Origin of the sequence: Ignatzschineria sp. RMDPL8A (assembly GCF_029815055.1) — a bacterium.
In the GTDB taxonomy this organism is placed as follows: domain Bacteria; phylum Pseudomonadota; class Gammaproteobacteria; order Cardiobacteriales; family Wohlfahrtiimonadaceae; genus CALZBJ01.
Map to the genome: position 1 here is coordinate 1,668,214 of NZ_JAPPWA010000002.1, position 15,652 is coordinate 1,683,865.

The window sequence follows — 15,652 nt, forward strand, 5'->3', positions numbered from 1 at the left end:
TAACTACAAGGAACGAATTATTTTATGAGTCGACAGACACATTACGCTTCTAAATTCAGTGCCCATTTTGACAGGCTGTTTGGTCTACTGGTCAAAGGGTCTGCCTACTTTGTCCTACTACTGCTCGGGGGCATCATTGTTTCGCTCATCATCGCCTCGATGCCGAGCATTAAAGAATTTGGTCTCAAGTTTCTTTGGACGAAAGAGTGGAACGCGCCGATGGATCAATTTGGTGCATTAGTACCGATCTACGGAACGCTCGTCACCTCCATTATTGCCCTTTTAATTGCGGTGCCGGTCAGTTTTGGGATTGCGCTTTTTTTAACGGAACTCGCGCCAAACTGGATTAAAAAGCCCCTTGGCATTGCAATTGAGCTCTTAGCCGCGATTCCAAGCATCGTCTACGGAATGTGGGGACTCTTTGTCTTCGCCCCGTTTTTTGCCGATCATCTCCAAGAGCCGCTCACGCGCCTTACCGCCAATATCCCGCTCATTAATAAACTCTTTGAAGGCCCAGCTTTTGGAATCGGGCTTCTCTCGGCGGGCATTATTCTCGCCATTATGATCATTCCCTACATTGCATCAGTGATGCGAGATGTCTTTGAACGTACCCCACAAATGATGAAAGAATCGGCCTACGGTCTTGGTGCAACAACCTGGGAAGTGGTATGGCACATCATCTTACCGCACACTCGTAAAGGAGTATTTGGCGGCATTATGCTTGGACTTGGGCGCGCCCTTGGGGAGACGATGGCGGTGACCTTTGTCATCGGGAACACCTATCAACTCGATAGTCTATCGCTCTTTATGCCCGGAAACAGTATCACCTCCGCCCTTGCGAACGAATTTGCCGAAGCGTCGAGTGAGCTGCACACCGCAGCGTTGATGGAATTGGGACTTCTCCTCTTTATCATCACCTTTATCGTGCTCACGCTCTCTAAACTCATTATGAATCGAAAGGCTTATTAAGATGACCACACAGATCCTTCATTCCAACTCCGTTTCTGCCACAAATCAAACGCCCTCCGATCAAAATCGCCACGCCATGCGTCTTAAAAAACAGCGCATTCGTAAATGGATTAATCGCGGCGCCATTGCGCTCTCGATGACGGCGATGCTCTTTGGGCTCTTCTGGCTCTTTTTAATCCTATTTACCACAGTAACGAAAGGCTTTGGTGGCATCTCCATGGAGTTTTTTACCGAGATGACCCCACCGGCAAACTCCGAAGGCGGCGGGCTATTAAACGCCATTGTCGGAAGTGGCATTCTAATTTTATGGGCCACCTTTATCGGTACGCCAATGGGGATTTTTGCCGGAATCTATCTGGTGGAATATAACCCGAATGGTCGCCTCACCTCGGTGATTCGCTTTATTAATGATGTACTGCTCTCCTCCCCTTCGATCGTAATTGGGCTCTTTGTCTATACCGTCATTGTAGTGCGAATGGGACACTTCTCAGGGCTTGCGGGGATTTTAGCGCTCGCGCTGATTCAGATTCCGATTGTGATTCGAACCACGGAAAACATGCTTCTTTTAGTCCCCAACACGCTTCGGGAAGCGGCGTATGCCCTTGGCGCACCTAAGTGGAAAATCATCATCAACATCACTCTAAAAGCCTCGCTATCGGGCATTATGACGGGGATTATGCTCGCCATTGCACGTATCTCAGGTGAAACCGCACCGCTTTTATTTACTACGCTCTCCAACCAATTCTGGACCACCAATGTGATGGAGCCGATGGCAAGTTTACCGGTGACGATCTATAACTTCGCGATGACCCCCGATAGCAATTTACAGCATCTTGCTTGGGCCGGCGTCTTCTTTATGACGATCGCGATCTTACTGCTCAACATCATTGCGCGCATCTTCTTTAGTCCGAAAGGTCAGCGTAATTAACCGAAATGTAAGCAACCAAATCAACTCTAGAGTGTCACACCCACCTTTTTGAGGCGTTCGTTCCTCACCTTTTGCCCAACCCTTCTACCGGTTGGGCTTTTTTTCGTCAAGATTTGTCAATCAATTCCAAGCCACTCATTATTCAGCAAAAATCCATTTTGATTGAGCGATTTTTATCCAAAAATGAGCGCCATATAGCTTTTTTAAATCCACCCAATAAGTTTTCTTTATGATCGAGAATATGACCTACGTCAAAAATTGTACGGCCTAAATAAATCGTGGAGAGATGCTCTTAATTGTAAATATCTTCCCATTAAGAATCTTGCCAACAATTCAGCACACCTAAACTATCAACTCATTGATACGTTATGATTCATGCTTGAATCGTTCGATTATTTAGCAAAAAGCGCGCCATAAATTTTGTCGATCGTCATCAATTAAAAAATTTTCTATGCCACGTTGTGTGACAGGCTAATTTTTAGTCAATTTAGACCTAATCCATTAATATATTTTTATTTTAACTGTTCTCATAAACCCTATAGGATACGTAATCCCACACAAATCTTTGTACTTCTTTACAAATAAAAACAAATTAATATTCAATACATTGTTATGTGAGATCACGATAAATGAAGAGACTTTCCTTGTTATTGCTTCTCCTTAGAGCGATGCAGATGTTGCATGCCGATGAGACCTTTACCCCCTCAAGTGAGCCGGTGTTAAAACTAAACTCCCCGAAGCCCGCGATTGCGCTTGCGCTCGATAATTCCGGCTCGATGGGAATTCGCGACATGATTTTAAATGGTAAAACCACCAGCCGAATTGATGCGTTACAACACACCGTTCGCCTTCTCTTTGACCGTTATAAAGATAAAGCGTTGCTGGGCTATACCAATATGAATTCGAGAAGAAATTCGTGGACGCTTCTTGATAATCACCTCCCCGTGCAAGATCTTTCCAAGGTGGATTCCAATGAATATCGCCGCATCTATCAAAATATTGATAAAGACATTATCGCCTTTGGAAACACGCCCGTCTCCCATGTGACCTATCAAGCGATTCGCTTACTCCGTGGTGACCCCATCATTTTAGATCAAGCCGATCCGCCGATTATCAGTTCACACTTTGAGTCGCCACTGCACTATCGCTGTCAATCCAATCACGTAATTTTAATGACCGATGGTGCTGCGAACGAGTCTTTCTTCTATGATATTTTACCCGGTGATAAGCACTTGCTAAAACCCTATGATGCCCGTTTTAATCACAATCGCCATCTACTTTTTAGGGGTGAAGAGCATAAATTCGTCGTCGATATTGCACAAAAAATCGATCTTCGCGATATCCGAAAATTGACCATTGAACATAATACCTGGGCCGATAAACTCTACGATAATGCCGGCCAACCTTGGAACGATCGCTATTCCAAACCGATGCCAATCACCATTCATACGGTGAGTCTGGCGATGCCGATCCACGATAAAATGTATAAATATTACACCGATGGCACCGGAGGACTTCGCATGGGGGTTGAGGGTGGCCGCAATGTGATGAAAAACGCCGACGACCTCATTAGCGCCTTTGATGTGATTTTCTCGACGCTCGTTCGCAGTACAAGTAGCACCTACGCCTCCCTTGATAAAGAGATCACGACCCTACCGCAATCGGTGCCAAACATCAGCAATCTCGATAATATGGGCGGAATTCGCTACGACACCACCTACACCTTTAATGAGGGCATTGGCTCCATTCGCGCGGTGACCTCCTATAAAGTCGCGGATCCGAGTGGCGACCGCTCCAAAGACCGCATCAATAACGTTACATTGTGGGAAACGGGTAGCACTATTTTGCCCAATCAAGGCCGTTACATCACCTTTAATCCCACCTCGAAAAAAGAGATGGGTTTAACCACGGCGAATATTAAAAAACTCTATCCGCAAACGCCCTTTAGACAAGCCCATGAAGATTGGCTCCGCTTTAAGAAATCCTCGAAAGATGCCTATTTTATCCAATTAAATGGGCGCATTACCCCGATTGGGAGTTCCCCAAATGCCGATCTATTTTTGGCCAACCACGACAATCTCTATCTCAATCTTGAGCTGATGCAAGCGCATAAACAGGGCTTTATTCAGTATCTGAAAAATAAAGCCTCACATTTTTCCAGCGTCATTGTGCTCGGCGATGATACCGGGACGCTCCGCTTTATTAATGCCACTCGCGGACTTAAATCTGGGCGCCGTGCCGGGGAGCAAAATACTGCCTATTTCCCCTCGTTTCTTCATGAGCGCATCGATGAGATTGCCCACAGCCACACCCATCAGCTTGTCATCGATGGTAAAACTAACATTAGTGATGGGCTCGTTATGAAAGAGGGAAGCGATTATTACGCGACCGTCGGCCTATCAAATCTTGGCGCAGGCGGAAAAGCGGTGATTGGCTATCAGCTCTATGGTAAAAAAGCCGCCGACCTCGATAATCTAAAAATCACTGGCGATACCCATATCACTCCACTTTTTGAGATTGTGAACGAAGGGAAAAAGCGCACCCCTGGCTTTCAAAACTTAGGCTATAGTTATTCCGGCTTTCAATTTTTTAATCATATGAGCCCGAAATCCGCGCGCACCTCCCCGCAACTAGTCGCTCTCTTTGGCAATGGCTTTGGGAGTACGAGCAATGTCTCGAGCCTCTATTTGATTGATGCCTACACCGGCGATCTTATTAAAGAGGTGATTCTCAATAAACAAGGCGGCGGTGCTGCGACTCCGACCATTATTGTGAAAGATGCGGGGCTCAATATGCAGCAGCTCGATAAGGTCTATGTGGGCGATTACGAGGGGCATCTTTATAAAGTGACCTTTGACGCGGAGCTCAATACCGAATCGATCCAAACCCTCTTTAAAGCGCCTAAAACCGCGAAGGGACAATCGGCAATTTCTGTACAACCGCTTGTAATTCGCGACCCCAATAAAAACGATATCCACTGGGTCTATTTTGGGACGGGATTAAACGCAAGCATGGAGCTTGACCGCGGGAAAAATTCGCTCGTCACCCATAATCTAATTGCCATTAAGGATATTCCGGCAGCGATGAATTCTCCCCTGCAACTGAAAGATTTAAACCGTGGCGACCTTAAATATACTGGCAAAAAACCCTATTTAGATGATTACCTCACCTATAAAACCTATCCCGTTGAAGCGGATCTGCAAGAGAGCCACTCTCAGCGCGGCTGGTATCTTCCGCTAACGGCCGATGGCAACAATATGGGCGAGCGTTTAGTCTATTCACCGCAATACGACAATGAGCGCAAAACCATTCATTTCAATACGTGGGGCGTTTATGAATTTTCGATCCACCAGCACGAAATCTACGGTAAATATCGCAGTGATGACCCCTGTTTACCCTCGGCGATTCCCTTTGGTAAACGCTTAGCGCTCGATCCATTTACCGGGAAAACCAAGCATTTTAGCCGTGAAAGTAATTTGGCCTACACCAACGCCGCCGGCGGAAACTTTTCGGGGAACTATCTCTCCACCGGGACTGAAAAAGTCTACGGCAATCAGACCACGATCTTATCGCTCGGCATACAAGCCGAATTGATCGAGATTACCGGAAGCGCCGACAGTTACTACAGTTACGATAAAGCGTCAGAAGATGCGGGGCGTTGCCAAACGATGGTCAATGGAGAAATCCTCTGCTTGCTCGATCCTTTTGCACAAGCAGGAGGCAGGGATTTTGTCGGGCGCTTATATATGAAACGTCGCCCCCATCATTAATGTGTTCATTGAGTTTTAATTAGCGCCTGTTAGCCCAAATCTAAGCCTAAGCCTAAACTTAAATTAACCTTGCACCCAAAACACCTTAAACGGCGTATATCTCCTTCTGTGAGTGCGCCGGTTTAAGGTGTTTTTTATGGCTCAGCGTAGATAACACTCCGAAATATGACAAAGTTGTCATACTGTCACATTCCCGTCATAATCGATTTCTACAATACCTTAAGAATAAATTAAATCGATTCATTTTGTTGCAAGGATAGATTCCAACACATGAGTAACTCGAAAATTTCGATCCGAAATCTCAATTTTTATTACGGTGAATATCAGGCGCTCCATAACATTTCGCTCGATATCCCCGCCAATGAAGTGACCGCGTTTATCGGCCCCTCAGGGTGCGGTAAATCGACGCTATTGCGCACGCTCAATAAGATGTATGCGCTCTATCCTGAGCAGCGCGCCGAGGGTGAAATCTTAATTGGCGATGAAAATATCTTAACGAGCAAAGAGGATGTCGCGCTCCTTCGGGCGAAAGTGGGCATGGTGTTTCAAAAGCCGACCCCCTTCCCGATGTCGATCTACGATAATATCGCCTTTGGCATTAAACTCTTTGAAAAGCTCCCGAGAATTGAGCTCGAAGAGCGGATTGAATGGGCCCTTTCGAAAGCGGCGCTCTGGGATGAAACAAAAGATAAGCTCCATGAAAGTGGCTACAATCTCTCTGGTGGGCAGCAGCAACGTCTCTCCATTGCCCGCGCGATTGCGATTAAACCTGAGATTTTATTGATGGACGAGCCCTGCTCCGCCCTTGACCCGATTTCAACCGGGCGAATCGAGGAATTGATTAACGAGCTTAAAGCCGATTACACCATCGTGATGGTGACGCACAACATGCAGCAAGCGGCGCGTACCTCCGATAAAACGGCGTTTATGTACCTTGGCGAACTGATCGAATATAACGACACCGACACCATGTTCACCACCCCAACACACAAGCAGACGGAAGATTATATCACCGGGCGTTATGGTTAATTAAAAGGAATTATATTGATGAAACCTGTCAAACTGAATAATCATATCTCAGCGCAATTTAATGCTGAACTTGAAGATTCGATGAATCAAGTGCTCACCATGGGCGGACTGACGGAAAAACAGCTTGAAAGAGCGGTCCAAGCGATGATGACCAACGATGAAACGCTCGCAAAATCGGTGATTGAAGGAGATAAAGTGATCAACCAGATGGAGGTTGATATTAATGAGCAGTGCATCACTATTATCGCCAAACGTCAGCCAACCGCGAGCGACCTGCGTCTTTTAATTGTGATCATAAAAACCATTACCGAACTTGAGCGAATTGCCGATGCCGCGCGCAACATTGCCCGTATGGCGTTTAACCCGCTTCCAGAACACTTAAAACCGGTGCTTGCGAGTTTAGAATCGCTCTCAAAACGCAGCCTGACATTTTTCCACGATGTGCTCGATGCTTTTGCGCGCATGGATCTTGAAACGGTGCTCAACATCTATCCCGATGACGATAAAATCGACGATGAATACGACAATATTGTCAGACAACTGATGACCTATATGATGGAAGATAGCCGCACCATTCCACCAGTATTAACCGCGATGCGCTGTGCCCGTTCGCTTGAACGCATTGGCGATCGTAGCCAAAATATTTGTGAATTTATCATCTATTTTGTTAAAGGCGTCGATATTCGCGTACAAAAAGATGAAAAACTTCAAGTCTTGCTGAAAAACAAAGATCACAAAGCGCTCTAAGCCAGTAGTGATAGAGAACCGTAACGATCAATCCGAGAGCCTGTTTCGACTGGCAGGCTTATAATGAAAAAATGCTGTCCCTCACGTCTTACAAAACTCCGTGATTGGCAGCATTTTCTTTTCTCGTTAATTTTTCTAACGGATCAAAACTCTTCTAAACCAAACTTGTTAGGCTAAATCTCAAGCTCCGTTGCGGTAAAGAGCACTTTTGGACTAATAATCTGCGCTTGCTCACGAATCATCGAAAGATCGCGCTGCCCATCATCGCTATCATTTACAAAGGCGTAGAGCGTTGAAGTGGTATAGGAGAGCGCATATTCTGGCGTTTTTCCTTGTAAAATATGCCCGAGATAGAGCGCCGAAAAGGTATCCCCCATCCCGCTCGGCATGGGGAAACGTTCAAGACGCGGGGTTTCTACTCGTAATTTTTGTCCATCGCGAGAGAAAAGCAGCGTTACAAAGGCATCGCTTTCCGTGCTATTAAAGCTTGTAATCACAATGGTTGAGAGCGTTTCATGGGCGTTAAAAAGGGCTTTTGAGGCCTGATACGCTTCTGCAATCGTGGTGACTTTTTGATTGCACACAAGCTCAAATTCAAAATGATTGGGGGTAATAATATTGGCAATCGAAAGCATTGAATCCCGCATTAAGGGTGGAATCGATTCATGGACAAACAGCCCGCAATCATCTTCTTTATCGCCCATCACAGGATCGCACAGATAGAGTAACTCAGGGTTTTTTGCGCGGATTTTCGCCACAATTTCGGCGACCACATCGCCGGTTTCAGTGCTGCCTAAATAGCCGGTTAAAACCGCATCGATGCGCTCTAAAATATGGTTTTGCTCAAGGCCAGAAACCACCGAACGAAGATGCTCGGCGCTAAAGATATCGCCGGTAAAAAGCTCATAGCCCGTATGATTGGAAAATTGCACCGTATGGAGCGGCATTGCCTCAATCCCTAAGCGTTGCAGAGAAAAAACCGCCGCAGAATTGCCGACATAGCCGTAGGTGACGTGCGACTGAATGGTGAGCACCCGTTTTAATGAATTGCGATTTCCCATAGATTAAATCGTCATACCGCGGCGCGCCATCGGGCTTGTTAGATAGGCCGGCTCTTGGTAATGATTAAAATATTCACGGGTATCGGCGCGGTCTTGCTCAAGCTGGGCAATGAGACCATCAATCCCATCAAATTTAATCTCATCACGAAGATAAGAATACCACTGCACATCCACCTGCTCGCCATAAATATCTTGATCAAAATCGAGAATATTGACCTCAATGGTGAGATCGCGATCTTGCTCAAAACTGATGTTATAACCGATCTGCGCCATGCCTAAAAACCACTTATCGGCGACGCGAATTTTAACGGCGTAAACCCCTTTACGTGGCAAACGCGACATGTAAGAGACTTTAATATTCGCCGTAGGAAAGCCAAGCAGACGCCCGCGTTTATCGCCATGAACCACAATGCCCGAAAGCTCGTAGACATAGCCTAAATAACGCGCCGCATTTTCCATATCGCCTAGCGCCATAAATTGACGAATTTCCGTAGAGCCAATTTTAAGCTCGCTCTCCATCTGCTTTTCAACGGCGATAATCTCAAAGCGATCTTGACAATATTCAGGGAGCGCCGCCATCGTCGCTAAATCTTTCGGACCATAGGTATAATCAAAGCCCGCGACCACCACCTCAGCATTGAGTCCCACCATATATTGATCAACAAAGGCTTGCGGTTTGAGGCTTGCAAAATGGGAGGTAAATTCGACGACGTAAAGATAATCTACGCCAAGCGCTTCCATATGCTCAATTTTCTGCTCGAGCGTGGTTAAATAGCGCATTTCATGCGGATTAATTTTTTGAAAAACGATCGAAGGATGGTGATTAAAGGTCATCGCCGCGAGTTTTAGACCGCGTTTATTGGCCTCTTCCCGCCCGCGATTGATCACCTTTTGATGGGCCCGATGCACGCCGTCAAAAAAGCCAAGCGCAAGCACAACATGATCGCTCGGAATCTCGTCCGGCGCATAGGGGTGATGAATCTCTATAATTTCCATCGAGCTAATCCTTTTCGTTCTATACCTCTTTTATCGAATGAGTATCTTATCATTTAGCTCGATATTCAACAATAAAAAGCCCCGCTTTCACTCAAGGTTACGCGCTGTGGGATCGGTTTAACGGTTGCGCAATTTCACCGCTCGTTTCACTGTGAGATTCACTTAAAATCACGCGATTTCGATCCGCCATCTCTTGCATAATCGGCACCATAATCGCTAACGATTCCACCGGATAGAGCATCTGCTCAACCCAGCTCAATCGATCATGCTCGCGGAGTTCATCTCCCTTCTTACTCATTGCTACCTTCTTCTGTTATTTGATCTAATTTAAATTTGAATTTAAACTAAGGCGACCTATTTTAAGCAAAATCGATCCGCTGTCAAGCAGGAAAGATAAAAGCTGATAAAATACAGGCACTCATATCATCACACTTGGAGAGACGATCATGGTTGAATGCACCGCGCCCGCTACGCGCGCTGATGGCGATGCCACAAAAGAACATATCTTAGATGTGGCGAGCTTAATTTTTGCCGAAAAAGGCTTTGATCGCACCACCAGTAAAGAAATTTGCGAAGCCGCCGGCGTCAATACTGCCTCGATTAATTACCATTTTGGCGGAAAATCGGGGCTCTATAAAGCGCTTCTCTATCGCTCCCATGAGCTTTTGATCGAAACGAAAGTCTTAATCAAGATCGATGAAAGTGCCATGAGCCCTTTTGAAAAACTCTCTGCCATTATTGAAAGTTTTGTCGAACGTGCGCTCTGTAACCCGCGATTTTTTAGAATTTTTATACGAGAATCGATTCTCCCCTCGTCTGAATTTTACGAGGTGATGCACGATGTGATGGCCAATCGCGTCAGCCCTAAAATTGAGATTACCCGCCGCATTGTCGCCGATTATAGCGGGCTTCCCGAGGATCATCGCAGTATCGATCGAATCATTTTTAATCTCAGCGCCCCCAATATTCTGTATCTAATTATGGATCATTCCGTCGCCGGCGAAATCTATCCGACGCTCTATAACGCTCGTGCCGAGCAAACAGAGATTGTCCGCCATATGAAGCTCACCACCTTTGGGGCAATTGATGCGATTTTACGAGATTTAAACCGGCCACTGCCGAGTTGGTCGTTGACAGAAGATTAACCGATTATTTCATCAAATTAATGCCCGCAAAACACCAAAATCTGATACAGTGCAAGCCATTAAGCGCGCGCCTAGAATGCGCCTTCACCATATGGCCACAGCGACGATTATCGGCCATGAAATTGTAGGAGTTATGGATGAATCATCACACCCCAAAAACCGCCTTTTACACCGATGAGCACACCTTTTGGCACTCAGCCGGTCAATACATTTTAGAATTTCCCGTGGGAGGTTGGGTAGAACCGCCTGCAGGTTCAGCCCATGCGGAATCCCCGGAGAGTAAACGCCGTCTGCGCAACCTGTTAGATCGCTCCGGATTACTGCGTCAATTAGCGGTCCATTCGGCACGCCCCATCACTTTTGAGGATGCGGCACTTGTTCACGATGCCGATTATTTAACTCATCTTAAAGCGGTAAGCGATCGCGGTGGTGGCACGCTTGATGCGCCGTATGATGTCGATACTCCGGTCGGAGTGCAAACGTACGATATCGCGCTCGTCTCCGCGGGGCTCGCTAAACGCGCGGTGGAAGATGTCTATCTCGGGCGCTATCAAAATGCCTATTCGCTCTCCCGTCCGCCTGGGCATCACGCCACGAAAAACCAAGCGATGGGCTTTTGCTATCTCAATAACATTGCGATCGCCATTGAATATGTGAAAAAACATCACGGCTTATCTCGCGTGGCCATTATCGATTGGGATGTGCACCATGGAAATGGTCAGCAAGATATTTTCTACGATCGAGATGATGTGCTCACCATTTCGCTCCATCAGGAAAACAATTTCCCCAATGATGCGCTGCTTCCGAACTCTGAAGCGATGAGTTCGATTAATGCCCGCGGTGAAGGGAAAGGCCTTGGCTATAACATCAATCTCTCGCTCCTTCCCGGCAGTGGCCATGAGATCTATCTCCATGCGTTAAAAACCATCGCCCTACCCGCCATTGAAGCCTTTAACCCTGAGATGATTATTATCGCCTCCGGCTTTGATGCGAACACGTTAGATCCGCTTGGGCGCATGATGCTCCACTCAGATAGCTATCGCGCGATGACGGCACTTGTTAAAGAGACAGCGGAAAAAATCTGTAACGGGAAACTCGTCATGACCCACGAAGGCGGTTACTCTGAAAGCTACGTTCCCTTTTGCGGACTCGCGGCAATTGAAGCGCTCTCCGGCCTTAACACCGAAGTAGAAACCCCCGATCTTGATTTTGCTCTCGCTCAGCAACCGGGCGACACCTTTAATCAATTTCATAAAGCGATCATCGATCGTTGGATTCCCCATTTTTTAAAGTAACCACCAAGATATAACCGACCATAAAAAAGCCCCTTAGAGGGGCTTTCTATTTATATGTAAATTTATATATAAATATTCGTTTTTAGGTATTAAATCACCGTGTAATTAAAGCGTTGTCACCTTATTAAGAAGTTTAAACGGCACGCGTTTCATATTGATAACGAGCACGGTTCCTACGATCACAAGGCCGATAATGTCGGTCATTGTTTCAGGGACAATCAGCATTAATGCACCACCTGCTAAAATAATGCGTCCGACACCGCTCAATCCCGCTTTAAAGTACCCTTCTACCGCTGCACTTAGTGCGATAATCCCGATAATCGAAGTTACCGTAATGCTAAGCATATCGAGGAGTGGTGGCGCGGGGAATTCCGTTGCGTTCATCGGTAAGCCGGTCACATCGATAAAGAGCATCGCCGGATTATAGACAAACATAAAGGGAACGATAAACCCTGCCATCGACAGTTTAAGTGACTGCCAACCGGTACGCATTGGATGTCCGCCTGCAATGCCTGCCCCTGCAAAGGAGGCGAGTGCCACAGGAGGCGTAATATTAGCAAACAGCCCAAAATAAAATACAAAGAGATGCGCCACTAAGGTTGGAATGCCGATATTTGCGAGCGCGGGCGCTGCAATCGTTGCGGTAATGATATACGCCGGAATTGATGGAAGACCCATCCCTAAAATCATCGATGCAATCATGGTTAAAAAGAGCGTTAAGAAGAGCATGCCCTCGCCCGTTCCGGTAATCGATCCGATCAATTCCGTTGCCGCTGAGGTTAAGCTAAGCGACCCGATCACAACCCCAATCACCGCACACGCCGCCATCACAGAGAGCGATTGACGCGCCCCATCTTCAAGGGCATCAAAGATATCTTTAAAGGTCATGCGCGTTGATTTACGGAATTGGCTCACCACAATGGCGATCCCGATGGTATAAAATGCCGCATAACTAATAGGCAGATTATTGGCTAAGAAATAGACCAGCGCAAAGATTGGAATCATCAAGTGACCACGCTCTTTTAGCACCTCTTTCACTCGAGGAAGATCCGCTTTTGGAATCCCTTTAAGATTATCTTTTCCAGCACGGAAATGCACTTGTGCAATCACGCCTAAATAGTATAAAAGCGCAGGGAAAAGTGCCGCTAAAGCGATCGTTCCATAGGAAATCCCCGTCGTTTCCGCCATGATAAAGGCACTTGCTCCCATAATCGGTGGCAAAATTTGGCCGCCCACCGAGGCACTTGCTTCCACAGCGCCGGCAAAGTTGGGACTATAACCCACACGTTTCATCATTGGAATGGTGAAAACACCCGTTCCCACAACGTTTCCAACCGCTGATCCATTAATACTTCCCATAAAGCCACTCGCCACAACCGCCACTTTCGCAGGACCGCCCTGTTTATGGCCGGCAAGCGCAAGGGCTAAATCGTTAAAGAGTTGCCCCATACCCGATTTATTTAAAAACGCGCCAAAGAGAATAAAGAGGAAGATAAACGAGACCGATGCCCCAACTGCTGACGAGTAGAGCCCTTCAGTTGTGATAAACATATGGCCGAAAATATCGTTTAGATCAAACGGACGCGTCGCAAGGACCCGTGGCATAAAATTAAGGTGGCTGATAAATGGAAAGATCAGAAAAATTGCCGCAAGCGTCGGTAAAATCAGACCCATCACTCGGCGCGCCGCTTCCATCACGAGCGCAATGGTAATAATCGACATCACAATATCGGCATTATTCGCGATTCCACCGCGTACCGTTGCGAGCGCATTATATTCTTTAAATAGATACCCAAGCGACACAAATGAGAGCGCAACTAACACCCAATCATACCAAGCCACCCCATCACGGCGCTGCTTTTTATGGGTTGGGTAGATTAGGAAAACAAGGGCAATCCCCACTGCAACGTGCGTTGCGCGGTACAAAAGCTCCGGCATCGGCTTATAGGTCGTGTAGAGATGAAATAATGAATAAAAGACGGCAAACAGCGTAATAAAATGGCGTAAATAGGCATTTTGCGGCTGTCTTACCACCGATTCTCGATCGAATTTTTCTAAAATTTTATCCGCATCGAGCATCGATTCATCGTGCTGTTTAGTCTGAGTGTGACTCATAACAATTCCTCTTTAAAAATCGTTGCCAGCCATTCAAAGTGGTTGCGCGAAGGGTAATTAGCGTGAAAGGTTCGATCTCTTTGTAGAGCTGCCAGCGCGTTCCATCGGCAAACAGAAGGCTTGACTTGACGGCGCGATCGGCCACCCAATTAATTTCAGGCACGCGTTGATCGAGCCGATAGGTAATCATGCCATCGGTACTTTGAATCACTGTTCCGTAATGTGGGACCCCTGCGCCAAAATTTTTAAACTTCGTTTCCGTTAAGATGAAGTGATCATCGTGGCGCGTGTAATATTCAATCCATGGAGTCCCATCGACGGAATGAATCCAATAAAGGGCAAAATCAGGCGATGCAATGATGCACGATTTCCCGCCATATTCAGCGAGTGTCACCTGTTTTGGAAAAAAATGTTGGCTAAAAAAGGTAAGACCTATCAAGCCAATCAAGCTAACAAGGGCAGCGTTGAGCACTACCCCGAGAGTTAAGGAAAGTTTCCTTCCTTTATTTTGCAGCCTGCTCATCGTAGTACTTCTTCGCGCCCGGATGGAGCGGTGCGACTAAGCCTTTTTGCGCATTCTCAAATGAGATCGCTTTGGCCGCTTGGTGCGCGTTCGCTAACGATTCCAAATTCTCAAAGAAGGTTTTAGTGAGCTTATAGACATCCGCCTCGCTTAGATCCGAACGAACCACAAGTGCGTTCACAATCGCTGCCGTTGGGATATCTTCTGGGTTACCGTAGGTGCCTTTTGGAATGGTCGCCGAGATAAAATAGAACTGATCTTTGGCGATCTCGTCCACTTTATCGGTGCTGATTTCAACCAATTGAAGATCATAGCCTTGTTGCAATTCCATGATCGATGCATTCGGCATCCCGCTTGTTAGGATCGCCGCATCAATTTTACCGCCGCGAAGCGCATCAACTGCTTCCGCAAAGCCAAGGTAATCAACTTTCATATCGTCATAGGTAATGCCATGCCCTTTTAAAAGTGCACGCGCATTCATCTCAGTACCTGAATTTAAGTCACCGACTGCAACGCGTTTTCCGCGAAGGTCCGCCATTGTCTTAATGCCCGATGATTTTGAAGTAACGATCTGAACGTAATTTGAATAGAGCGCTGCCATCTGCTCAACGTTTTCAATCTTATTGGGGAATGGTCCGGTACCTTCCATCGCTTGGCTCAGAGCATCACTCATCACAAGTGCCATCTCAGCTTTACCTTGATGGACTAAGTTGATGTTTTGGATCGATGCGCCGGTGGTTTGCGATTTGGAGTTCGCGCCATAGGTTTTTGAATAGATCTGGCTTAAAGTGGTGCCGATAATATTATAGGGGCCTGATGATCCGCCCGTTGCAATGGTGACAAAGCGCGTTTCAAGTTTATCGTCTGCCACAGGGCCTGCGCTTGCGCTTGTTTGGTCATCCTGTGAACACGCAGCCAATACGCCTGCCATTACCAATGACATAAGCCCGCGTTTAATTAAAGATACGTTCATAACATCCTCCCACGTTAATTGTTCTTATAATTTTGTCTAAATCGGTTATTTTTACGTTATTTAAATCGTTTTTATTTTTAGTTGCATGCTACATGCTATAT

The 15,652-nt window shown here is 46.5% G+C and carries 13 protein-coding genes; 7 read left to right on the plus strand and 6 right to left on the minus strand.

Features of this window, described 5'->3' with window-relative positions:
• Nucleotides 1-24: 24 nt before the first annotated feature.
• The 5 genes from pstC to phoU all read left to right on the plus strand — a co-directional run bounded on the left by pstC (nt 25) and on the right by phoU (nt 7,443).
• On the plus strand, nt 25-969 hold the full coding sequence (pstC, locus tag OXI21_RS09035) for a phosphate ABC transporter permease PstC (RefSeq protein WP_279619246.1): 945 nt from the start codon (nt 25-27) through the stop codon (nt 967-969).
• 1 nt (nt 970) lies between these two features.
• Entirely contained in the window at nt 971-1,897 is a 927-nt protein-coding gene (pstA, locus tag OXI21_RS09040) for a phosphate ABC transporter permease PstA (RefSeq protein WP_279619247.1), read from the plus strand.
• Nucleotides 1,898-2,526: 629 nt separating this feature from the next.
• A complete protein-coding gene (locus tag OXI21_RS09045) occupies nt 2,527-5,667 on the plus strand; it encodes a PilC/PilY family type IV pilus protein (protein ID WP_279619248.1) in 3,141 nt (1,046 codons plus the stop codon).
• 270 nt (nt 5,668-5,937) lie between these two features.
• Nucleotides 5,938-6,696, plus strand: coding sequence for a phosphate ABC transporter ATP-binding protein PstB (gene pstB / locus OXI21_RS09050; RefSeq protein WP_279619249.1), 759 nt, complete (start codon nt 5,938-5,940; stop codon nt 6,694-6,696).
• 18 nt (nt 6,697-6,714) lie between these two features.
• Nucleotides 6,715-7,443, plus strand: a complete 729-nt coding sequence (gene phoU, locus OXI21_RS09055; protein WP_279619250.1) for a phosphate signaling complex protein PhoU — start codon at nt 6,715-6,717, stop codon at nt 7,441-7,443.
• Between the two features lie 173 nt (nt 7,444-7,616).
• Here phoU and pdxY read toward each other — a convergent pair whose 3' ends face one another.
• The 3 genes from pdxY to OXI21_RS09070 all read right to left on the minus strand — a co-directional run bounded on the left by pdxY (nt 7,617) and on the right by OXI21_RS09070 (nt 9,798).
• Nucleotides 7,617-8,504: a pyridoxal kinase gene (gene pdxY / locus OXI21_RS09060; protein ID WP_279619251.1), complete on the minus strand. Its 888-nt coding sequence runs from the start codon at nt 8,502-8,504 to the stop codon at nt 7,617-7,619.
• A gap of 3 nt (nt 8,505-8,507) precedes the next feature.
• Complete coding sequence (gene ribF, locus OXI21_RS09065) at nt 8,508-9,500, minus strand: riboflavin biosynthesis protein RibF (RefSeq protein WP_279619252.1); 993 nt, start codon at nt 9,498-9,500, stop codon at nt 8,508-8,510.
• Between the two features lie 97 nt (nt 9,501-9,597).
• Nucleotides 9,598-9,798, minus strand: a complete 201-nt coding sequence (locus OXI21_RS09070) for a hypothetical protein (protein WP_279619253.1) — start codon at nt 9,796-9,798, stop codon at nt 9,598-9,600.
• A 148-nt stretch (nt 9,799-9,946) separates the two neighbouring features.
• Between OXI21_RS09070 and OXI21_RS09075 the strand changes: the two genes are divergently transcribed.
• Both OXI21_RS09075 and OXI21_RS09080 read left to right on the plus strand, forming a co-directional pair.
• Entirely contained in the window at nt 9,947-10,645 is a 699-nt protein-coding gene (locus OXI21_RS09075; protein ID WP_279619254.1) for a TetR/AcrR family transcriptional regulator, read from the plus strand.
• A 137-nt stretch (nt 10,646-10,782) separates the two neighbouring features.
• Nucleotides 10,783-11,940 (plus strand): class II histone deacetylase, encoded by a 1,158-nt coding sequence (locus OXI21_RS09080; RefSeq protein ID WP_279619255.1) that lies wholly within the window; start codon nt 10,783-10,785, stop codon nt 11,938-11,940.
• Between the two features lie 105 nt (nt 11,941-12,045).
• Here OXI21_RS09080 and OXI21_RS09085 read toward each other — a convergent pair whose 3' ends face one another.
• The 3 genes from OXI21_RS09085 to OXI21_RS09095 are packed head-to-tail and all read right to left on the minus strand — an operon-like array spanning nt 12,046 to nt 15,551.
• The gene (locus OXI21_RS09085) at nt 12,046-14,055 is read right to left on the minus strand and encodes a TRAP transporter permease (RefSeq protein ID WP_279619256.1); all 2,010 of its coding nucleotides are present in this window, start codon (nt 14,053-14,055) and stop codon (nt 12,046-12,048) included.
• Nucleotides 14,036-14,578 (minus strand): DUF1850 domain-containing protein, encoded by a 543-nt coding sequence (locus tag OXI21_RS09090; protein ID WP_279619257.1) that lies wholly within the window; start codon nt 14,576-14,578, stop codon nt 14,036-14,038. Before OXI21_RS09090 ends, OXI21_RS09085 begins: the two co-directional genes overlap by 20 nt.
• Complete coding sequence (locus tag OXI21_RS09095; protein ID WP_279619258.1) at nt 14,559-15,551, minus strand: TAXI family TRAP transporter solute-binding subunit; 993 nt, start codon at nt 15,549-15,551, stop codon at nt 14,559-14,561. Before OXI21_RS09095 ends, OXI21_RS09090 begins: the two co-directional genes overlap by 20 nt.
• Between the last annotated feature and the right edge of the window lie 101 nt (nt 15,552-15,652).